Below are 22,279 nucleotides of genomic sequence, written 5' to 3' on the forward strand. Positions count from 1 at the left end.
CAGTAGAAAAGCATGTAAAGCGAATAAAATGTATTGTTATTATTCGCTAAAACCTGTATCTTTGCAACTCATTTTTTAAAAATAATTATGATAAAAATTACATTACCAGACGGATCAGTGAAAGAGTTTGCCTCAGGGGTAACTCCTTTCGATGTTGCTAAAAGTATAAGTGAAGGTTTAGCGAGAAATATTATTTCTGCCAACTTCAATGGTACCACCATCGAAACCACCACTGCTTTGACCACGGATGGTAGTCTAGTTTTATATTCATGGAATGATACGGAAGGGAAAAAAGCCTTTTGGCACTCTTCTTCTCACGTAATGGCGCAAGCGTTACTGGACTTATTTCCAGGTATTAAATTAACAATTGGTCCAGCTATTGAAAATGGATTCTACTATGATGTAGATTTTATGGATCACAAGGTAACAGATGCTGATTTTAAGAGAATTGAAGATAAATTTTTAGAAATCGCTAGAGGAAAGCACGAGTTTTCTATGCGTTCTGCGACTAAAGCAGAGGCACTAGCTATGTATAAAAAGGAAGAAAATCCATATAAAGTAGAGCTAATTGAAAACCTAGAAGACGGTACAATTACGTTCTGTGATCACGATACATTTACAGATTTATGTCGCGGTGGGCATATTCCTAACACAGGAATTATCAAAGCGTTTAAAATCTTGTCTATTGCAGGTGCATATTGGAGAGGAGACGAGAAAAATAAACAGCTAACCCGTGTGTATGGTATTTCATTCCCGAAACAAAAAGATCTAACGGATTATTTAGCTTTGTTAGAAGAAGCGAAAAAACGCGATCACCGTAAATTAGGAAAAGAATTAGAGTTATTTACGTTCTCTCAAAGAGTAGGACAAGGGTTGCCTTTATGGTTGCCAAAAGGAGCTGCTTTAAGAGATCGTTTGGAATATTTCTTGCGTAAAGCACAGAAAAAAGCAGGATACGAACAAGTAGTAACACCGCATATCGGACAAAAAGAGTTGTACGTTACTTCGGGGCACTACGCAAAATATGGTGCAGATAGTTTCCAACCGATTCACACACCAGTAGAAGGAGAAGAGTTCTTGTTAAAACCAATGAACTGTCCGCACCACTGTGAGATTTACAACGCAAGACCTTGGTCATACAAAGATTTGCCAAAGCGCTTTGCTGAGTTTGGAACCGTTTACCGTTATGAACAATCTGGAGAGTTACACGGATTGACACGTGTACGTGGGTTTACCCAAGATGATGCTCATATTTTCTGTACACCAGATCAATTGGATGAAGAGTTCAAAAAAGTAATTGACCTTGTATTGTACGTATTCGGATCTTTAGGATTTGAAAACTTTACGGCTCAAGTATCTGTTCGCGATTTAACGAATCCTGACAAGTATATTGGATCTGTTGAGAACTGGGAAAAAGCCGAGCAAGCGATTATCAACGCGGCAAAAGATAAAGGTTTAAACTATGTGATCGAAAGTGGAGAAGCTGCTTTCTACGGTCCGAAGTTAGACTTTATGGTGAAAGATGCGTTGGGTAGAAGCTGGCAGTTGGGTACAATCCAAGTGGATTACAATTTACCAGAGCGTTTTGAATTAACTTATAAAGGATCTGATAACGAATTACATAGACCGGTGATGATTCACAGAGCACCTTTTGGATCTATGGAGCGTTTTATCGCTATTTTATTGGAACATACCGGTGGAAATTTCCCACTTTGGTTGATGCCAGAGCAAGCTATAATCCTGTCTTTGAGTGAGAAGTATGAAAAATATGCGAAAAAAGTTTTAGATTTGCTAGAAAATGACGAAATTCGCGCGGTCGTAGATAACAGAAATGAAACGATCGGAAAGAAAATCCGTGAAGCAGAGGTACAAAAGTTCCCTTATATGTTGATTGTAGGAGAAGAAGAAGAGAAAAACGGAACAATCTCAGTGCGTAAACACGGGGATGCAGGAAAGACGAATCAAACGATGAAAATTGAAGAATTTATTGCTTTTGTTCAAAAAGAAGTGAGTTCATCAATGAAACAGTTCGGAGAATAAGAACAATTATGTATAACGCTTGTAGAACCAAGCATTAAAATTTTTAAAGCCATAGCAGTAAGACAAAGAGGAGGATTTAGACCTCGCGAAGAGAAGAAGGATTTGCACAGAGTAAACAACGCAATCCGTGTTCCTGAAGTTCGACTTGTTGGAGACAATGTCGAAACGGGTGTATATAAACTAGCAGACGCTTTGCGTTTAGCTGAAGAGCAAGAATTAGATTTAGTGGAGATTTCTCCCAATGCAGAACCGCCCGTTTGTAAAGTAATTGATTATAAGAAATTTCTTTACGAGCAAAAGAAGCGCGAGAAAATGTTGAAAGCTAAATCGACGCAAATTACCGTAAAGGAAATTCGTTTTGGTCCTCAAACTGATGAGCATGACTATGAGTTTAAGAAGAAGAATGCAGAAAAGTTCTTAAAAGAAGGAGCTAAATTAAAAGCATTCGTATTCTTTAAAGGTCGTTCTATCATCTACAAGGATCAAGGACAAATTTTGTTACTTAGATTAGCACAAGACTTGGAAGAATTCGGAAAAGTTGAATCAATGCCAGTATTGGAAGGAAAACGTATGACGATGTTCATCGCTCCTAAAAAGAAAACAAAATAATTCTTTAGCAATAAAGAGTAAAAAATAGAATTAAGTAAGATAATCATAATACCTAGGAACAAAATGCCTAAAATGAAAACTAAATCTAGTGCTAAAAAGCGTTTCAAGCTAACAGGTACTGGAAGAATCAAAAGAAAACACGCTTTCAAAAGTCACATTTTGACTAAAAAATCTAAAAAGCGTAAATTAGCTTTAACTCACTCTACTTTAGTAGCTAAAGCAGATGAGAAAAGTATCAAAGATCAATTAAGATTAATCTAATTCTAGGAAACTAAAATTAGATTCGGTTAAATTTATTTAATAACCCTGGAGTGGCGCTTAGTAATTTAGAAGAACTTGAAAAAGTCGCCCACTACAAAATAAACTTGTATAGAAATGGCAAGATCAGTAAACTCAGTAGCTTCAAGAGCAAGAAGAAAAAGAATTTTGAAGCAAGCCAAAGGTTACTTTGGAAGACGTAAAAACGTTTGGACAGTAGCTAAAAACGCGGTAGAAAAAGCAATGCTTTATGCTTACCGTGATAGAAAACAAAAGAAAAGAAACTTCCGTTCACTTTGGATTATGCGTATCAACGCTGGTGCAAGATTACACGGAATGAGCTATTCTGTATTCATTGGTAAATTGAAAGCTAATAACATCGAATTGAACCGTAAAGTTCTTGCAGATTTAGCTACAAATCACCCTGAAGCTTTCGCAGCTATCGTTAATAAAGTAAAATAAGAAACGTTTGTCAAATCAGATTAGTCTTACTTAATATAGTGAAAAGCCCTACTTACGAGTAGGGCTTTTTTTTAGTTATCAGGGATCGGTTATCTGGGATCAGTTATCTGGGATCGGTAGGTTTTTGTGCAGTTTGTGGGAGTCTCACCATCTCACCATCTCACCAAACAACGAACAACCAACAACGAACAAAAAAAACACTTATATTTACTTTTCAAAAGGACAACCTACTTATGATATCATTTTTAGATTTACAACAGATTAATCAACGCTACGAGGCGGCTTATCTTGAGAAGGTAAAAGAAGTGTTCCGAAGGGGAAGATATATGTTGGGCAATGAAGTCGTTCAATTTGAAGAAGACTTTGCAGCCTATTGCGGAACCTCCTTTTGTATTGGAGTAGGAAATGGGTTAGATGCATTAAAATTGATCTTTGACGGGTACATCAAATTGGGGAAACTCAGTAAAGGTGATGACGTTTTAGTACCCGCAAACACCTATATTGCCACGATTTTAGCCTTGCTAGATTGCGGGTTGAATCCTGTTTTTGTAGAACCGAATCTCGATAGTTATACCTTAGATCTCGGTGGAATTAATTACGCTATAACATCCTCTACCAAAGCGATTCTCGTTGTGCATTTGTATGGTTATGTCTACGAGATGGATAAAATAAAAGCCTATTGCCACGATCGAGGGTTATTGTTGATTGAAGATGCGGCTCAAGCACATGGAGTTGTGGCTTATAATGGAAAGGCGGGTGCTTATGGAGATGCAGCTGCTTTTAGTTTCTATCCCAGTAAGAATTTGGGGTGTTTAGGAGATGGGGGTGCCATTACAACTAATCATTTAGATTTGGTAGAAGTACTTCGCGCAACGCGTAACTATGGCTCACATATCAAGTATCAAAATAAGTATAGAGGATTTAACTCTCGTCTTGACGAGCTTCAAGCTGCGATACTCAATTTGAAATTGCCCCATTTAGATGCAGATAATCAGAAGCGATTGCATGTAGCCTATCGCTATCTAAGAGAAGTAAAAAACGTCAAGATTATTTTGCCTCATTTGGTTGCAGGGGCAGGACATAATTTCCATTTGTTTGTTGTGCGCGTAGCAGAGCGAGAACACTTTCAACTTTACTTGTTGAAGCAGGGGATTCAAACGCTTATTCATTATCCCATTGCACCTCATCAACAACCTGCGTTAAGTGATTTTCACTATTTGCAATTACCCGTAACGGAATTGATTCACAACGAAGTAGTAAGTTTACCTATGTCGCCCGTACTGACAGAGGATGAAGTAACGCAAATCATAGCTGCTTTAAATGCGTATTAATGATCAAAGACCTTTGGCAAAAATATAAGAATAGCGAGTTCACAGCGGTTACCCTTCTCAATTCGATGGGTATTGTTGTGCGTTTACTAACGGCTTTATTATCTGCGAAGCTATTGGCTTTATTTGTCGGTGCTTCTGGTATGGCTTATATGGGGAATCTGCGCAATTTATTGACCGCAATGGAAGCCTTTACTTCTTTTGGATTCGCGAATGGCATTGTTCAATATGTAGCTTCTCATCGATCAGACCAAATCGCAGTGGAGCGATTTATCAATGTGTTGTTGCGCTTTATGATAAGCGTGCTACTTGTTGTGTCCGTGCTGATTGTACTTTTCAGCAAGCAATTAGACGCTTATCTGTTTGGTGGATCTTTTTCCATGCCAAGTCTTTTTCTCGTTCTTGCATTCGCTTTCCCTTTACAAGTTTTGAACGGCATTTTGATTGCCTTTTTAACAGGATTAGAACAGTTTAGAAAAGTAATTTATCTAAATGCTATTGGCAATGTCTCCGGTTTGGGAATAACGTTTTATTTTGTTTATACCCAAGGAATTAAAGGTGCTTTATTAGCCATGGTTGTCAGTCCCATCCTCTTGTTTTTCCTTTCGCTTTTTTGGGTGAAGAAGGAATTGAGGTTGAAATGGCTACCTTTTGACTTTACACTCATTAAACCTTTATTCTCCTATGCCGCGATGGCGCTTTTTTCCGCCGTAGTAAGTCCGCTGTGTATGCTGTGGATCCGCAAATTACTGATGCAAAATACTGGAGTAGAGCTAGCTGGAATTTGGGAGGGAATCCAACGTATATCGGGAATCTATATGCTTTTTATTACCACATTGACCTTTACTTATTTTTTGCCTAAATTGGCAAAAACCACTGTATACCAAGAGAAGAAAAAAATTATTCGCCTTTATATTACAGGTGTATTACCGCTATTTGCCTTGGGATTACTTCTTGTTTATTTCATGAGGAGTTGGATGATTCCCCTGATTTTAGATGCTAGTTTTACTCCGATGATCGATCTGATGAAATGGCAGTTGGTTGGCGATTTTATCAAAGGCGGTATTTTAGTTTATGGTTTGCTCTTTTATACAGAGCGTTTAGTGTGGCCCTACCTGATTTGTGAAACCTTGTTTTTTTGCTGTTATTATGGTTTTGCTTATCTGTTAATTCCTTCTTGGGGGATTGAAGCAGCTACCTTGGGGTATACTTTTGCATATATAATTTACAGTTGTGTTTTAGTTGTCTATTTTTCTTGGTATTTTAGCCGTTTGGAGTCTAAACACAACCAAGCATAAATGAAGAAATATAGCATTTTTGATTGCAGCGAAATTATCATTCCTGAAATTATCGATGAAAGAGGTAATCTTGCGGTTATTCAAGAGGATACAATTCCCTTTGAAATAAAGCGCCTATTTTTTATTTATGATGTTCCCAATGGAAAAAATAGAGGAGGACATGCGCATAAAGAGCAAAGTACCGTTCTCTTTGCTTTGCACGGTAGTTTGGATGTCATACTCGATGATGGTATGCACAGTAGAAAAGTAAAGCTACACGAACCTACTACAGGTTTGCTGTTACAACCGGGAATTTGGAGTAGATTAGAAAATTTTGAAACCGGAACCGTTTGTTTAGCTGTTAACTCAGATGTATATGATGAAGGCGATTACATTCGATCGTATGAGTTGTTTTTAGCTTTAGTTGCTTCGACACAAGACGCTTAACCAAATTTTTCCAATCACTTCCATATCGTATTGCTGCGCTGTTTGCTGTGCGTTTAGCTTCAGTTTGCTGCGTTGTTCACTGGAAGTAGCTAATAATTCCATCCCTTCTTTTAAAGCTTTGAAGTTTTGATTCTCAATTAACAATCCATTGTATTCTGATTTGATTATTTCGCGTGGACCCGTCGGACAATCAAAGGTAACTACGGGGATTCCACAAGCGAATGCTTCAAGTAAAACAGTTGGAAATCCCTCTAATCGACTACTGTGAATAAAGAATAACGCTGCTTTAAAAATGGGAAAAGGATTTTCAACAAAACCAGGGAGACTGATCCAATCTTCCAAACCAAGTGTTTCAACTTGATGGTGCAAGTGTTTTTTCTGTTCACCTTCTCCTAAAATTAGCAGGCGAATTCCTAGATTGGGCAATTGACTTTCACTGTAGATGTCAATTAAGCGATCAAATTGTTTGAGGTCGGAGTCCATCCTTCCACAGGCTACAATATAAGAAGTACCTTGAAAAGGATTGGGTTCATTCGCTTGTTCTTGAATGCGATGTAGTGAAATGGGATTGTAAATGGTGCGAACATTAGTATAACCATAAGTTGCACGTACTTGATCTGTTATAGCTTGACTAACACAAATTACTTCTTTAGCCTTGCGGTATAGTCGCTGTCCCCAAAATAAACGAGTCGTAAAATACCATGAAAGCTCTGAACTGTGTACCGTTGGAATATAAGCAGTATTGAAAACGAGGTAGTGTAACAACATTTCTGTTAGGGGTTTACTTCTCGTTCTAAAGTCGATGATATAGTCAAAGGCATGGGTTCGGATATAATTGCGAAACAGTTGGTATCGTTTCCATTTATTGGGTAGCGAAGAAGAGGCCGATTTGTAGATACCCAGGTTGTACATTTTACCTCCATACGGATATGAAATAGCGTCTAAGTTGATAATGTTATGCACGTCAAATCCCATCTGGTCTAAATAGATCGATAAGGTGCTGTGCACGCGTTCTGCACCTCCATGGGCAAGGGTATCTCCTAATAAGGCTATTTTTATTTTCTTTTGTGGCATAAAAAGATAAACGTACATTTGAACAAATCACGGCTAAGATAATGAGAATACTTCTAATTGGAGATTATAGCGGATTACATTCTGCCTTAAAAAAAGGATTACTTCAACACCCTTTGGTGAAAGAAGTTGTCCTAGTTGGGGATGGAGATAAATTCAAAGATCTAGCTGTCGATGTGTCTATTCGTCCACAGTGGACTTCCAGTCGATGGACAACCTTTTTTCGCAAAGCGATCCACAAGGTGTTTCGTTGGGACATAGCAGAAATAGAAAAGGGATGGAAAGCGCAACAACAGTTGAAGTCAATGCGCGATTTCGATGTCGTTCAATTGATTAATGATCGACCACTCCAAACACTAGCTTTTTGGGAAAGAAAAATAGTACAGCGCCTATTTGATCAAAATAAGAAGGTATTTCTACTTTCCTGTGGTATTGATGTCATGGGATTACACTATCTGACTGCTCATCCTGAAGAATTGTCTTTGCTCCAACCTTTAAGGGAAAACCCCAATTTAAAATCCCACTACGAATATGTAGATGTATACCGCAAAAAGGGAGTGATTCAAACCCAACAAATGATTGTAGCGCGTTGTAAAGGCATCATTGCAAGTGACATGGATTACGTCAATCCCAATAAAGAACACCCTAAATATCTCGGATTAATTCCCCATCCTATTGTGCTACATTCTCCTGTAGAAGAGCAACAACCCTTAGGGGATAAAGTGTGTATATTTCTTGGTATTAACCGCGGCAACTACTACCAAAAGGGAATTCCGTTTTTTGAAGCGGCTTTGCTTCAAATTCAAGCAGCATATAGCGATCAAATTGAGCTTATTGTTGCAGAACAGTTGCCTTATCAAGCCTATCAGCTAGCACAACAAAAAGCGAATATTGTATTAGATCAAGTGTACGCTAAAGATCAAGGTTATAATGCATTAGAAGCTATGGCTAAGGGAAAAGTAGTTTTTACTGGAGCAAACCAAGAGTTTTTAACGCACTATCAGCTCCATGTAGATGAAGTGTGTATTGAGGCAAAGCCAAATGTGGAGTATTTAGTAGAAAAGTTGAGCTGGTTAATAGAACATAGGGAGGTTCTTACAGCAATAGGTAAACGCGCTCAAGCCTTTGTACACGAGATTCACGATTGTAAGAAGATTGCTAACCAATATGTGAATACATGGAATTCAAAAAACTAAAGATCCTTTATATAGGTACTTCTCTTAGTGGAGGTGGGGGAGTTGCGCGAATCATAAGTCAAAAAACAGCTGCATTTATTCAGGCTGGTCATCACGTGCATATTATCAGTACAAATGACCGCTCTACACAACCCTTTTATGCCTTTGATCCCGCAGTTCATTTTAGTTGGTATCCGAAACCTATTCGAACAATTTTACAAATGAAACGCTATTACGATTTTGTCAATCAAGTAGTTATATCGCGCTTTCAACCGGATGTGGTTATCGTGATCGACAATGGCATCAAAGGATATTGTGCCTCTTATCTACTGAAAACCCAAGCACCGATATACTTTGAAGTACACGGATCGCGCAATTTTTTGTTGAGTCCGATAACCTCAAAGATTAAACGCGTCTTGGTTGATCGTCTTACCCTAGCACTAAGCAAGCGATTTACTGGACTTATTTTGTTGAATACGAGTTCAGCAAAAGATTGGCAACATCGCAATGTGACGGTGATTCCCAACTGGATAGAGCAGAAAAATACGAGTGTAGTAGCAGAGAAAAAACACACTAAGCAAATACTGGCCATTGGGAGAATAGTTCCTGAGAAAAATTACGAAGAACTTTTGGCTATTTGGAGAGAAATTCAACAACTTAGACCAGATTGGCAGTTGGTAGTTTGCGGTACAGGAGAAGTCGGTTATGTCGATAAAATCAAAAAAATAGCTACTGATAACGTAACGTGGAAGGGCGAAGTAGCGCTTATTCAACACGAGATCCAACACAGTGCCTTTGTACTTCATACCTCAAAAATGGAGGGTATGCCTATGGCCTTTTTGGAAGCTATGGTTTTAGGTGTTCCTGTGGTGGCTTATGATGTACCGTACGGACCAGCAGATTTAATTACCTCTGGAATCAATGGATACTTAGTTCCTTTTGGTGATCAACGAAGTATGATTCAACGTTGTTTGGAATTAATAGACCAACCTAGTGTAGTACAACAGTTCGGAGAACAAGCCAAACAAGCTGTAAAGGTCTATGATAAAACGCTTGTTTTACAACAGTGGTTTAGTTTTTTTGAACAGCTTGGATCGCTTTGTGGTAAGCACTCAATTTAAATAATTTGAATAACAACATAGAGGGATTCTCGCTCAAAAGATTGCGTGTAATCCATTTTCCTATCAACAAATCTATACCTGTGAGTAAAGCGGTTAAATGACTCTTTTGTAATTGACTATAGCGATGGCTCAATTGAATTTCTTGCGGATGTATGGTTTGGTTGAGGACTAATGTTGCTAAAACATTACAGGCTTGTTGTGTTCGCTCCAAATAAGTTGCGTTTGACTCTGTACTTAGATGTACCACTTTATTGTTTAATCGTGTTATAGCAATGTCGCGTTTTTGTACTTGCAAAAAAAACAAAGTGTCTTCGTAGCCATAGGTTCGAATAGACTCGTCAAACTGTAGCTGCAATTGTTGTTGATTGAAGAAAAGATTGCAACAAGAATGTATGTGTTTATGCTGTTCAATCTCAATGCCGTATTTCAAACGAAGAGAAGGTGTTTGCTCTTTAGCATCACCCGTTTCATAGGTAAATCCGCCTTGGAAAAAAAGTCCTCGATCGCGTTGATTGAGGTAGTTTTCTATAAAATTTTCGGACAGGGGATAAGTATCCGCATCCAATAGCAATACCCAAGGATATTGTGCTTCAGCTAATAAGTGATTGCGCGTATAAGCAACGTGACTATTGACTTGATTGCTGAGTAAGCGCGTATGCGGTAATTGTACGACAGATGCATTGTCAAATACCATAGGAGATGCATCATCACAAACCAAGATCTCAAACGGAATGTTGAGCGTCGAAGCTTCTAGGTGTAATCGCTCTACTAAAGGTAGAATAGGGTAATTATATACAGGTATTAGAATGGATAGCATACAAATTAAGAGGTACGGTGAATCACTTCGAATAGTGATTTATCGTCGCATTTGAGCGTTTTAGCAGGATACTTCAACAACAACGCATAATCGTGTGTTACCATGATAATAGTACGACCATTTTTGTTGATTTCTAAAAGTAATTCCATTACTTCTGAACTAGTCTGTGGATCTAAGTTTCCAGTAGGCTCATCAGCTAGGATTAAATCAGGATCGTTCAATAATGCGCGAGCAATCGCAATACGCTGTTGTTCTCCACCCGAAAGTTGGTGTGGCATTTTTTGTAAATGAGACAACATCCCTACGCGTTCTAATACTTCCTCAATACGTCTGTCAATAGCTTCTTTTTCCGACCATCCTGTCGCTTTCAGCGCAAATTGTAAATTTCCGTAAACAGTGCGGTCCGGTAAGAGTTTAAAATCTTGAAACACAATGCCCAATGAGCGTCTTAAATAGGGGATATCCTTTTCTTTGAGTTGACGCAAATCGTAATCCACAATGGTTCCTTCACCCTCCGTTAAGGCTAAATCAGCATAAAGTGTTTTCATAAAACTACTTTTTCCTGCCCCTGTTTTACCAATAATATACAAGAACTCTCCTTTGTTTACTTCTAAGTTTACATTGGATAACACTTGATGTTTATTTTGATAAATATTTACATTTTGTAAGGATAAAATTACTCTTGACATAGTTTCGTATGAATTAGAAGGTAAAAATACGAAAAAGACCTGATTTTAAGAAGCGGATGTGGCAGATTTATGCATTCGCTTAAAAAAGATTGATAGCAGCGATTTTTAAGTTGTAATACGTGAATGTTAAGCGAAAGTGCGAATTGGTTAGTTGTAGTGACGGTTATTGGCAGGTATTTATTTTTAAATTGCATGTCTTATACTTTTAGAAGTGGACACTGTTAGAGTTTTAGGGAGATTCACTAGTGTAGTAGAAGAAGCGAAAGGAATAGGAAGTTAGGCGTAATTAAAAAAGGATTTCTCTAATGAGAAATCCTCTTTTTTATTTTACTGTTGCGGTTGCGGGAAGCAACATACTTCTCACTTCTCCGAATCCAATTCGAATTTCGTCATTTTGACAGAATCCCTTCATGGTGATAGTATCGTAATCTTCGATGAATGTTCTAGTCTTGCCATCTTCTAATGTCAAGGGATTTGCTCCTGCCCATGTTAGCTCTAACAGCGAGCCAAAACTATTGGGTGTAGATCCTGAAATTGTTCCGGATCCCATTAAATCACCCGCGTTTATCTTACAACCATTGATGGTATGATGCGCTAATTGTTGACTCATCGTCCAATACAAATACTTAAAATTAGATTGACAAATTAGCGTCTCTTTTCCATTTTCGGGTTGAAGGTATACTTCTAGGTTGATATCGAATGTTTTATCTCCTGTTTGCTGTAAATAAGGCAGTGGAGTAGGTTCTTGTTTTGGACTAGCAGTTCTAAAAGGTTCTAAAGCATCTAGGGTGATTACCCAAGGGGAGATAGAAGTTGCAAAGTTTTTAGCTAGGAAAGGACCTAGAGGAACGTATTCCCACGTTTGAATATCACGTGCACTCCAATCGTTGAGTAAAACCATACCAAAGATGTGGTCTTCTGCTTCGTTTACAGGAATACTTTCGCCAAATAAATTAGCGTCTGTCGTGATAAAGGCCGTTTCTAATTCAAAGTCAATGCGTTTTGATGGTCCAAAAACAGGTTGTGTTTCACCTTTTGGAAGGGTTTGTCCCATTGGACGCTTCACATTGATTCCCGAAGGGATTACTGTAGAGCTTCTTCCATGGTATCCTACTGGAATGTGAAGCCAGTTAGGCAACAAGGCATTCGCCGGATCTCGGAACATTTTACCTACATTGGTTGCGTGTTCTTTACTCGAATAGAAATCAGTATAGTCACCAATGTAAACCGGTAATTGCATTTCCACTTCTTCTATTTTAAAGATAACCGCTTCTCTGTGCTTGGCGTTGCCTTGTAAGCTTAGGTTGGTTTTGTCGAAGATATCCGCAATTCTGTTTCGAACTGCACGCCATGTTTTTTTTCCACTAGAGATGAAATCATTGAGGTTATCTTGTAAAAATACATCGTCAGTTAGCTCGATTCCCTTTAAATAGCCCAACATCTGAAGAGCACTTAAATCGATGGCATAGTCGCCAATACGAGTTCCAATTGTTACAATATCATCTTTCGTAATAAAAACCCCAAAAGGAATGTTCTGGATGGGGAAGTCCGATTGTGCATGAACTTCTAACCACGATTCTCTTTTCGGATCATTTGCCGTAATCATCATATTTATTGCTTAATTAATTGAATGAATAGTTTTATCAAATATATAATTATAGGGCAAATTAACAAACGAATTTTGTACATTTGAAGTCAATTTAACGAAATATACAATTCAGATGAGAAGAGATACAGAAATTTTCGACTTAATCGTAGAAGAAGGAGATAGACAAGTACACGGTATTGAGCTAATTGCTTCTGAAAACTTTGTAAGTGAGCAAACCATGGAAGCTGCTGGTTCTTGTTTAACGAATAAATATGCAGAAGGTTATCCCAACAAACGTTACTATGGAGGATGTGAAGTAGTAGACGTAGTAGAGCAAATTGCTATTGATCGCGCAAAAGCTCTTTTTGGTGCTGAATATGTGAATGTTCAACCTCACTCTGGATCACAAGCTAATACGGCTGTTTTTTCTGCTTGTTTAAAACCAGGAGATAAAATCTTAGGATTTGACTTATCTCATGGAGGGCACTTAACACACGGATCTCCAGTGAATTTCTCTGGGAAATTGTATAATCCGGTGTTCTATGGTGTAGAACAAGAAACAGGTTTATTAAATTATGACAAGATTGCAGAAATCGCGAAGAAAGAGCAACCAAAATTAATCATTGCTGGTGCATCTGCTTATTCTCGTGATATGGATTTCAAGCGTTTTAGAGAAATCGCTGATAGCGTTGGTGCTCTTTTAATGGCTGATATCTCTCACCCTGCAGGATTAATAGCTAAAGGACTGATGAATGATCCAGTGCCTCACTGTCATATTATTACCACAACTACACACAAAACACTACGTGGACCTCGTGGGGGAATGATCATGATCGGAAAAGATTTCCCTAACCCATTCGGTTTAAAAACGCCAAAAGGTGAAGTACGCATGATGTCTGCTTTATTAGATAGCGCGGTATTCCCTGGAAATCAAGGCGGACCTTTAATGCACATCATCGCTGCAAAAGCAGTTGCTTTTGGAGAAGCTTTGTCTGATGAGTTCTTCACGTATATGCTCCAAGTACAGAAAAATGCAAAAGCTATGGCGGATGCATTCGTGAAAAGAGGCTATAACATCATCTCAGGTGGAACAGATAACCACATGATGTTAATCGATTTGAGAAATAAAAATATTTCAGGTAAAGACGCGGAACAAGCGCTAGTAAAAGCTGAAATTACGGTAAATAAAAACATGGTTCCCTTTGATGATAAATCGCCATTTGTAACTTCAGGTATCCGCATCGGAACACCTGCAATCACAACAAGAGGATTGAAAGAAGAGGATATGGATACCATCGTTGCTCTAATTGACCGAGTACTTACAGATCATACTAATGAAGCAGTTATCGAAGAAGTAGCTGATCAAGTAAACGAAATGATGGCTGAACGCCCTATGTTTGTTTGGTAAACAGTTAGCAGTTAGCAGTTAGCAGTTAGCAGTTAGCAGTTAGCAGTTAACGGAAGATTTTCTGAATAAGATAATTACATTAATAATAAAAAAAGGATAAGCTTTGGTTTATCCTTTTTTTGTTATCGGTGATCAGTTATGATTTTGTTGTTGGTTGATTAATCGTTGAATGTGAACAATTCTCACAAAGCACAAACTTCACAAAGCACAACTTACTCCACTTCCATCAAACAATAAAAATGTACGACTTGATTGACTCCAATTTGAAAATGCAATTGGTTGTTTTCTTGTAAGAGGCAAATCTCACAAATATCATCAATACGCGTTTCTTTTAAGAAGTGCATATCGATAACTTGTATTTTATCTACGGCTTTTTGGCAGGCGAAGGCAGCGTCAATACACCACTCAAGGTATTTGATATTCGTAACGTGATTTACCATATCCAAATCGGATAATTTTACCTTCACTTCGTCAATCTTTTGGTAGTTGCCTTTGTGTAGTTTAGCAAATTCAGCTTGTGTTACCTTTTTATCCGTGTATTTGATAAAGTGCTCATGAGGTAAAGCGATGAGCTCGGGTCGACGGCGCTCTGTATTGATGATAACCCATAAAGAGGTTGCTACAGCGATGAGTTGATCCTTGAGGTAGACCTCAAAATTTCGGATGGAACGTACGCCATCAAGGCGTTCAATCCACGTGCTGATTGTAATAGTATCTTGCCAATGTGGGAGTTCGGCTTTTTTTTCAATTCTAAATTTGCTGAGTACCCACGCTTGGTTGTGTTCTTTTAAGTCCCAAAAACTAATCCCTCCCAATACTGAGTGATCCGCAGAAACGCTTTGAACGAGTTTACAAAGATCCACCCATTTTAGGTGTCCCGAAGGTGAACAGGCAAAGAAGTCTATTTCGTAGGACTGTTGATGAATAGAGGTGAAATGGTTGGAAATGGGCATAATTGTTTACTTTAATTGCTTGGTAATGGCTGCAATAATTTGCTTGGGATCTGTTTGATAGTCATACCAAGTAGCGTTTGGCGTTCTTTTAAACCAAGTAATCTGTCTCTTGGCAAATCGACGCGTATTTTTTTTGATTTCTTCGATCGCTTCTTCCATCGTACTGTGACCATTTAAATAATGGAACAGTTCGCGATAGCCTACCGTTTGTAATGCATTTAATTCTTGATAGGGTAGTAGTGTTTTCACTTCTTCTACTAGACCTTTTTCAAGCATGAGATCCACGCGTTTGTTGATGCGGTCGTACATTATCTCACGGGGAGCTTCTAACCCTAGAACGATGGGAACAAAGTTGCGATTCCCCTTCTTTTTTGCTAAAAAACTAGAATAGGGTTGACCTGTTCCAATAGAAACCTCTAAAGCGCGGGTAACACGTTGAGGGTTGTCTAAGGCTACTTTGTCATAGTGTACGGGATCTAACTCTTTCAATTGTGCTTGCAAGTAAGGTAATCCTTTTTCCTCCAAGGCTTGGTTGAGTTCTTCGCGTATGCGAGGATCGATAGCTGGGAATTCGTCTAATCCTTCTAAAATGGCATTGACATATAGACCCGAACCACCCACCATCACTTGTACGTTGTTTTGTTGAAATAAGCGATCTAAAAGAGCGATTCCATCGCGTTCAAAATCACCTACGGAGTAGGAATCTCGAATGCTAATATGTTGAATAAAGTGATGAGGGACAGCAGCGAGTTCTTCTGAGGAAGGAACTGCAGTACCTAAGGTCATTTCTTGAAAGAATTGACGACTATCACAAGATAAAATTTCACATTGAAAATGTTGGGCAAGTCGGATAGCCAAAGCCGTTTTTCCAATGGCTGTTGGACCAATAACGACTAGTAAATAATTTGTTTTATCGGGTAAAGACATCTCCTAATTTTTGGCCGCAATTATAACAATAATTAGCGTCATCATCATAAATAGTTGTTGTACAAGAAGAACAAGTTCTTCTTCGTCTAGCATCGACGCTTTTGTTGCGTTTTAGGCTAGTAAATTCAGCTGTTACAATTCCTGTTGGCACAGCAATAATACCGTACCCCATGATCATAATAAAGGAAGCAATCATCTGTCCTATTGTGGTTTGAGGAGCAATATCTCCATATCCAACGGTAGTTAGCGTTACAATACACCAATAGATACTTCTCGGAATACTAGTAAAGCCATTATCTTTGCCTTCAATGACATACATCAAGGCACCTAAGAGGATAGAAACCACGACAATAAAGTAAATGAAAACAATGATTTTTGTTCGGCTGGCTTTGATGGCCAATTTTAAATTGGATTCTTGTCCAATGTAGGGAACCAAGTTTAAAATACCAAATAAACGCAGTAAACGCAGAGCTCTAACAACAGAGAGAACACCTAAATCCGAAACGAAGAACGACAGATACATCGGCATAATCGAAATTAAATCGACAATACCATAAAAGCTAAAAATGTATTTTAACGGTTGTTTGTTACAGATAATCCGCAATATATATTCAATGGTAAAAAAGATTGTAATCACCCATTCTAAGACCTTTAAAAGGGTGTGATGCTTCATGTCGTAACTCTCAATCGATTCCAACATAACCAAAATCACACTCAACAAGATCACCGCTAATAAAACTAAATCAAATAGTTTACCAGCAAATGTGTTAGATCCGTAGATGATGATATAAATCTTCTGCTTTAGAATATCCCACTTATTTTTTAGTCTGCGTCTCAACGTGTATACTTTTTAATAATGGATTAATTTGTACCCTGTTTTTTTATTCAAATAATTGAGAATAATGTTTCTGTTGTTTCTGTGAAAAGTAATGGGCGTAATGTTTGCTGCGATTCTCGCAGGATCGTTGATTTGGTAGTTTAAATCGTAAAAACAATACCCCGACAATTTTCCGTTCTCTAATACAACTGCACTTCTCTCGTTGATGCTACGTCCTTTATCTAAGATGAGCACATGGCTATCATCGATGTTGTAGTTTTGTAATAAGCGAAGTATTAGTTTGTTGTAATCTGAATAAGCCAAATCAAAAGTAGTGGAAAATGTTTCTTCTGTCACCTTTTTTGATTTTTTTTCATGGAGAACCTCTAAATAGAAAGGAACTTCAAGTTCAGCTGTAATTTTATCGACAAATTTTTTTCCTTCTGCTAAGGAAGTAAAAGCCATGTGATTTTTCTTTCTTCCATCCGTTTTTTCCAAGCTGAAATAGAAATAACCTTCTAGGTTGGTTTTTACATAAAGGGAATAAGGAAAGATTCCTTTTTTGGTAATTTTGTTGTACTTCGGTTTATTCAAGAGCACTTCTTCGGCTTCTTTTAGGATCGCAATTAACTCGTTTCCTGTTTTTTCAAAGGTTACGGTATAGGTTTCCTTTTGCACTTTTTTGAACAAAACAGAGTTGTTGGTAAAGTGCTGCATGATTTTCTTTTTGATATTGCGACTTTTACCAATGTAGATAATTACGCCTTCTTCGTTGTGAATATAGTAAATCCCCACAGAAGTAGGAAGGTTATCTGTAATATCAAAAAATTTAGGATTAAGTCCTGTTTTAATATCAGACTTAATCATACTCGTTAAGATTGTTTTTTCCGTGTCTTTAGATAAAAGAAGCTGAAACAATTTAAGTGTTGCAAGGGCATCTCCATAAGCACGGTGACGATCGGCTAGGGGAATTCCCAAGTTTCTCACCAATTTACCCAAACTATACGAAGGCATTTCAGGCAATAGTTTTTGAGCTAATTCAACAGTACACAGTGTATCCTTTTGAAAATCATACCCCAATCGGCTAAATTCGTTGCGAAGCACACGATAGTCAAAAGCGGCGTTATGTGCAACAAGAACACAATCTTCCGTCATTTCAATTATTCGCTTTGCTAATTCGTAAAACTTAGGAGCAAGGCGCAACATGGCGCTGTTAATACCCGTTAGTTTGACAACAAAAGGCTGTATTTCTTTTTCAGGATTAACTAAACTAATGAGTTGATCCACGATTTGATGGCCATCAAATTTATAGATAGCGATCTCGGTAATCCCTTCCTCATTAAACTGACCTCCGGTGGTCTCTATATCTAAAACTGCGTACAATACTATACTTATTTGTTTAATTCGTAATTGCGTTCTCCAAAAATAGTACTCCCTATTCTAATCATCGTACTTCCACTGGCGATAGCAATAGGGTAGTCGTTACTCATCCCCATTGATAAGGTATCACAAGCAACATTGGGCAAGTGATTATAGTTTATTTGTACCTTTTCAAAAATAGCGTGTAGCGTAGAAAATTCTTGTTTTATTTGATCTTGGTTTTCAGTGAATGTAGCCATTCCCATTAACCCTTGAATCTTAATGTTGGTAAGGGCTTTAAATTCATCGCTGTTTAGCAATTCAAAGAGTTCGTCTTCACTCAGTCCGAATTTCGTTTCTTCATCTGCAATAAACAGTTGCAATAAACAGGCAATTACGCGATTATTCCGCTTCGCTTGTTTATCGATCTCAACAAGTAAACGAAGACTGTCAACAGCGTGAATTAAAGCAACAAACGGAGCCATGTACTTCACTTTATTGCGTTGTACGTGACCGATCATATGCCAGGCTATATCCTTGGGTAGAGCCTCATACTTATCCGTCATTTCTTGTATCTTATTTTCACCGAAAATTCTTTGTCCTGCCTCATATGCTTCTAAAATAGCCGCATTGGGCTTGGTTTTAGAAACAGCTACTAAGCTTACTTCTGTAGGAAGTTCAGCCTTAATTCGTTTGAGATTCTCAGCAATTATTGACATGATCTTATTTTTTTAAATTTCGTACGTTAATAACCCATTCATGAATTTTGGTTCAATATAGGTGCTTTTTGGCGGCATGATTAAATCGTGATCCGCCACTAGTTTAATTTCTTGTACATTCGTTGGGTACAACATAAAACCCACTTCATATTCTCCGTCATCAACTAGTTCCTTAATTGCTACAATAGATTCATTACCAGGAATGTAATCAATTCTAGCGTCATTTCTTAAATCGTCTAATCCTAAGATAGGATTTAAAACAGCATCATACAATATTTGCGCATCTAATTGCATCAAAATATCGTCTGTTTTTATTTTTTCTTTGAGCTTAAGTGAGTAAAAATCACCGTCTAAATACATACCAAACTCCATCTTTTTAGATGGTTTCCACAACTGTTGTTGTTTGTTTTTAATCGTGAATTTCTCACTGAGTAAGGCGATAAATTCTTCTTTGGTATGATTGTTTAAGTCGTGAATAATGCGATTAAACTCGTATATTTTTATATTGTTCTCAGCAATTAAAAAGGTCATCACAGTATTGCTATGCGAATGCGGTTCAAACCCATTTTCTTTTTTGAGTAAGGCTGCAGAAGCAAAGCGATGGTGCCCATCGGCAATATACATTTCTGGAATATTGTCAAATTCTTGGCACAACCAATCAATACACGCTTGATCATCTACCTTCCAAATCGTGTGTCTTTCTTTGGTAACCGTTGTAAAATCGTATATAGGTCTGTTCGTTTTGTATGATGCAATCCAAGTATTGATATGCTCCTTATCGGGATACATCATCAAGACCGGTTCCGTATTAAATCGACTATGGTACAAGTACTCTTTGAATAAGTTTACGCGATATTCTAGGGTGTCTTCATGTCGTTTGATGACATTGTTCTCGTAATCTTCAATGCAAGTGCCTGCAACAATACCTGTAAATTTCCAGCTTTTCGTTTCTATTTGATAGAGATATAAAACAGGACGATCTTCCTTTGTTAGAATACCTTCTTTCTTGAAATCATTAAATTTTGCAGCCACCATTTTAAATCGCTTGTCGCTAGTTACCTTTTGCGGATTGACGTAAGCAGGGTGTAAAACGTGTATGAATGAAAAAGGATTGTAATCTAAAAGATAGGCTAATTCTACTGCATTGTAATCTTCAAAAGATCGACAAGTGACTAAATTAGCTTTATCTCGTGTGGGGCGTATACCCTGAAAAGGAATTATTTTTGCCATTCTTTACTATATGGTATCAAAAGATAAGACAATCGACAATGAATATCGATTGTCTTGCTATGATTGTTTGTTTTAGTTTCTTTTCAATTAAGAAAACATTTTTGCTACTTTTTCCGCTTTTTTGCTTTCAGCATAATCATAAAACCCTTCGCCTGATTTTACACCTAATTTTCCAGCCATTACCATATTGACTAATAAAGGACATGGAGCGTATTTTGGATTTTTAAATCCATCATACATAACATTAAGAATAGATAAACACACATCTAATCCGATGAAATCTGCTAATTGTAAAGGCCCCATTGGATGTGCCATTCCCAATTTCATTACGGTATCGATTTCTTCCACTCCTGCAACACCATTGTATAGGGTTTCAATTGCTTCATTGATCATAGGCATTAAGATGCGGTTTGCTACGAAACCAGGATAATCATTTACCTCTGTTGGAGTTTTGTCTAATTTTAAAGACAAGTCCATAATCGCTTTTGTTACTTCATCTGTTGTGTTATATCCTCTAATGATTTCCACCAATTTCATGATAGGCACTGGATTCATAAAGTGCATCCCAATAACGCGTGCTGGGTTTTTTACTACAGAAGCAATTTGGGTAATAGAGATAGAAGAAGTGTTGGAAGCCAAGATAACATCCTCGCTACAAACAGCACTTAGTTCTTTGAAAATGTTTAGTTTTAAGTTTACATTTTCTGTAGCTGCTTCAATAACTAAATCAGCATTAACAACACCATCTTTTATTTCTGTATAGGTAATGATATTTTCGATTGTTGCTTTTTTATCTGCTTCTGTGATAGCACCTTTAGCAATCATTCGATCTAAATTTTTGCTAATCGTATTCATTCCTCTTTCAATTGCTTGTTCAGAGATATCGATTAAAAGTACTTTAAAGCCTTTTTGAGCGAAAGTATGAGCAATTCCATTTCCCATTGTTCCTGCACCAATTACAGCAATATTTTTCATAAGATATGTAGTATTTACGTGTTAATTTTTAAAGTTAGTTTTTAAATGCTTCTATGATTTGGTAGGCTAAGCGCAAGGCTTTTGTACCATCTTCTAGTGTTACGATGGGTCTTGTTTGATTGACAATTGCATCGTGAAACGTTTCTAGTTCATCTAAGATAGCATTATTTGGTAAAACCGTCGGATTGTCATAGTAAATTTGTTTCTTTATCCCTTCGGCATTTTGTAAGATTAAGTCGAAATCACCTGGTGTTTCAGGGGCATCTTTCATCTTGACAACCTCACATGTTTTCTCTAAGTAATCTACTGATATATAAGCATCACGTTGGAAGAAACGAGATTTTCTCATATTTTTCATTGAGATTCTACTTGCCGTAACGTTGGCAACACAGCCATTTTCGAATTCGATACGTGCATTGGCAATATCAGGTGATTCACTTAAAACAGAAACTCCACTAGCACTCACGTGTTTTACAGGAGAGTCAACCACGCTTAAAATGGCATCTAGATCGTGAATCATCAAGTCTAAAACCACAGGAACATCTGTTCCTCTTGGGTTAAATTCTGCCAAGCGATGAGTTTCGATAAACATTGGATTTTCGATCTTTGAGCGAACAGCTACAAAAGCAGGGTTAAAACGCTCTACATGACCTACTTGTCCTAAAACATTGTATTGTTTTGCCAACTCAATAATAGCTTCTGCTTCTGCTACTGTTGTGGTAATGGGCTTTTCTAAAAAAACGTGTTTTCCCGCTTCGATCGCCTTTTTTGCACAGTCAAAATGAGAAAGGGTAGGAGTCACAATATCAATCACATCAACAGCTTGAATTAATTCGTCAATGCTGTCAAAGAGGGTGTACCCAAATTCTTGTGCTACTTTGTTTGCATTTTCTTTAAAAGGGTCATAAAAACCTACTAGTTCGTATTTTTCTGATTGGTTGAGCAAACGCAAGTGAATTTTACCTAAATGTCCAGCTCCCAATACGCCAATTTTAAGCATAAAAAATTA

The 22,279-nt window shown here is 37.6% G+C and carries 22 protein-coding genes; 10 read left to right on the forward strand and 12 right to left on the reverse strand.

Annotated elements, in window-relative coordinates; translation table 11 throughout:
* Positions 1-87: 87 nt before the first annotated feature.
* The 7 genes from thrS to ACPDG9_RS10670 all read left to right on the forward strand — a co-directional run bounded on the left by thrS (position 88) and on the right by ACPDG9_RS10670 (position 6,421).
* A complete protein-coding gene (gene thrS / locus ACPDG9_RS10640) occupies positions 88-2,040 on the forward strand; it encodes a threonine--tRNA ligase (protein WP_430527737.1) in 1,953 nt (650 codons plus the stop codon).
* A 102-nt stretch (positions 2,041-2,142) separates the two neighbouring features.
* Complete coding sequence (gene infC, locus ACPDG9_RS10645; RefSeq protein ID WP_002991325.1) at positions 2,143-2,649, forward strand: translation initiation factor IF-3; 507 nt, start codon at positions 2,143-2,145, stop codon at positions 2,647-2,649.
* 63 nt (positions 2,650-2,712) lie between these two features.
* Positions 2,713-2,910, forward strand: a complete 198-nt coding sequence (gene rpmI / locus ACPDG9_RS10650; RefSeq protein WP_430527738.1) for a 50S ribosomal protein L35 — start codon at positions 2,713-2,715, stop codon at positions 2,908-2,910.
* Positions 2,911-3,024: 114 nt separating this feature from the next.
* A complete protein-coding gene (gene rplT, locus ACPDG9_RS10655) occupies positions 3,025-3,369 on the forward strand; it encodes a 50S ribosomal protein L20 (protein ID WP_430527739.1) in 345 nt (114 codons plus the stop codon).
* 233 nt (positions 3,370-3,602) lie between these two features.
* Complete coding sequence (locus ACPDG9_RS10660) at positions 3,603-4,700, forward strand: DegT/DnrJ/EryC1/StrS family aminotransferase (RefSeq protein WP_430527740.1); 1,098 nt, start codon at positions 3,603-3,605, stop codon at positions 4,698-4,700.
* Positions 4,700-5,995 carry an O-antigen translocase gene (locus tag ACPDG9_RS10665; RefSeq protein ID WP_430527741.1) on the forward strand — a complete coding sequence of 432 codons (1,296 nt, stop codon included), beginning with the start codon at positions 4,700-4,702 and terminating at the stop codon, positions 5,993-5,995. Before ACPDG9_RS10660 ends, ACPDG9_RS10665 begins: the two co-directional genes overlap by 1 nt.
* Entirely contained in the window at positions 5,996-6,421 is a 426-nt protein-coding gene (locus ACPDG9_RS10670) for a sugar 3,4-ketoisomerase (protein ID WP_430527742.1), read from the forward strand.
* Here the strand turns inward: ACPDG9_RS10670 and ACPDG9_RS10675 are convergent.
* Positions 6,395-7,495 carry a glycosyltransferase gene (locus ACPDG9_RS10675; RefSeq protein WP_430527743.1) on the reverse strand — a complete coding sequence of 367 codons (1,101 nt, stop codon included), beginning with the start codon at positions 7,493-7,495 and terminating at the stop codon, positions 6,395-6,397. The genes ACPDG9_RS10670 and ACPDG9_RS10675 overlap by 27 nt on opposite strands.
* A 41-nt stretch (positions 7,496-7,536) precedes the next feature.
* Between ACPDG9_RS10675 and ACPDG9_RS10680 the strand changes: the two genes are divergently transcribed.
* Together ACPDG9_RS10680 and ACPDG9_RS10685 are read left to right on the forward strand one after the other, a co-directional pair.
* Positions 7,537-8,688: a glycosyltransferase gene (locus ACPDG9_RS10680; RefSeq protein WP_430527744.1), complete on the forward strand. Its 1,152-nt coding sequence runs from the start codon at positions 7,537-7,539 to the stop codon at positions 8,686-8,688.
* Entirely contained in the window at positions 8,670-9,788 is a 1,119-nt protein-coding gene (locus ACPDG9_RS10685) for a glycosyltransferase (RefSeq protein WP_430527745.1), read from the forward strand. Before ACPDG9_RS10680 ends, ACPDG9_RS10685 begins: the two co-directional genes overlap by 19 nt.
* On the opposite strand, the gene ACPDG9_RS10690 is transcribed toward ACPDG9_RS10685, so the two are convergent.
* The 3 genes from ACPDG9_RS10690 to fahA form a co-directional block, all read right to left on the reverse strand.
* Positions 9,739-10,605: a glycosyltransferase family 2 protein gene (locus ACPDG9_RS10690; RefSeq protein ID WP_430527746.1), complete on the reverse strand. Its 867-nt coding sequence runs from the start codon at positions 10,603-10,605 to the stop codon at positions 9,739-9,741. The genes ACPDG9_RS10685 and ACPDG9_RS10690 overlap by 50 nt on opposite strands.
* Positions 10,606-10,610: 5 nt before the next feature.
* A complete protein-coding gene (locus ACPDG9_RS10695) occupies positions 10,611-11,294 on the reverse strand; it encodes a cell division ATP-binding protein FtsE (RefSeq protein WP_182647563.1) in 684 nt (227 codons plus the stop codon).
* Between the two features lie 322 nt (positions 11,295-11,616).
* Positions 11,617-12,903, reverse strand: coding sequence for a fumarylacetoacetase (gene fahA / locus ACPDG9_RS10700; RefSeq protein WP_430527747.1), 1,287 nt, complete (start codon positions 12,901-12,903; stop codon positions 11,617-11,619).
* Positions 12,904-13,015: 112 nt separating this feature from the next.
* Here fahA and glyA point away from each other — a divergent pair, with 112 nt between their 5' ends.
* Positions 13,016-14,290 (forward strand): serine hydroxymethyltransferase, encoded by a 1,275-nt coding sequence (gene glyA, locus ACPDG9_RS10705; protein ID WP_430527748.1) that lies wholly within the window; start codon positions 13,016-13,018, stop codon positions 14,288-14,290.
* 212 nt (positions 14,291-14,502) lie between these two features.
* Here the strand turns inward: glyA and ACPDG9_RS10710 are convergent, their stop codons facing one another.
* The 8 genes from ACPDG9_RS10710 to ACPDG9_RS10745 form a co-directional block, all read right to left on the reverse strand.
* A complete protein-coding gene (locus tag ACPDG9_RS10710; RefSeq protein ID WP_430527749.1) occupies positions 14,503-15,243 on the reverse strand; it encodes an acyl-[acyl-carrier-protein] thioesterase in 741 nt (246 codons plus the stop codon).
* 6 nt (positions 15,244-15,249) lie between these two features.
* Complete coding sequence (miaA, locus tag ACPDG9_RS10715) at positions 15,250-16,170, reverse strand: tRNA (adenosine(37)-N6)-dimethylallyltransferase MiaA (protein ID WP_430527750.1); 921 nt, start codon at positions 16,168-16,170, stop codon at positions 15,250-15,252.
* The gene (locus tag ACPDG9_RS10720; RefSeq protein ID WP_430527751.1) at positions 16,154-17,008 is read right to left on the reverse strand and encodes an ion transporter; all 855 of its coding nucleotides are present in this window, start codon (positions 17,006-17,008) and stop codon (positions 16,154-16,156) included. The genes miaA and ACPDG9_RS10720 overlap by 17 nt, the downstream gene beginning before the upstream one ends.
* A gap of 12 nt (positions 17,009-17,020) precedes the next feature.
* Positions 17,021-18,370: an exonuclease domain-containing protein gene (locus tag ACPDG9_RS10725; RefSeq protein WP_430527752.1), complete on the reverse strand. Its 1,350-nt coding sequence runs from the start codon at positions 18,368-18,370 to the stop codon at positions 17,021-17,023.
* 8 nt (positions 18,371-18,378) lie between these two features.
* Complete coding sequence (locus ACPDG9_RS10730; protein ID WP_430527753.1) at positions 18,379-19,065, reverse strand: YggS family pyridoxal phosphate-dependent enzyme; 687 nt, start codon at positions 19,063-19,065, stop codon at positions 18,379-18,381.
* A gap of 12 nt (positions 19,066-19,077) precedes the next feature.
* Positions 19,078-20,295 carry a DUF1015 domain-containing protein gene (locus ACPDG9_RS10735; RefSeq protein ID WP_430527754.1) on the reverse strand — a complete coding sequence of 406 codons (1,218 nt, stop codon included), beginning with the start codon at positions 20,293-20,295 and terminating at the stop codon, positions 19,078-19,080.
* An 87-nt stretch (positions 20,296-20,382) separates the two neighbouring features.
* Complete coding sequence (locus tag ACPDG9_RS10740) at positions 20,383-21,270, reverse strand: 3-hydroxyacyl-CoA dehydrogenase family protein (RefSeq protein WP_430527755.1); 888 nt, start codon at positions 21,268-21,270, stop codon at positions 20,383-20,385.
* Positions 21,271-21,304: 34 nt separating this feature from the next.
* Positions 21,305-22,270, reverse strand: coding sequence for a Gfo/Idh/MocA family protein (locus ACPDG9_RS10745; protein WP_430527756.1), 966 nt, complete (start codon positions 22,268-22,270; stop codon positions 21,305-21,307).
* Positions 22,271-22,279: the final 9 nt, after the last annotated feature.

Origin of the sequence: Myroides sp. C6-3 (genome assembly GCF_050522425.1) — a bacterium.
GTDB lineage: Bacteria > Bacteroidota > Bacteroidia > Flavobacteriales > Flavobacteriaceae > Flavobacterium.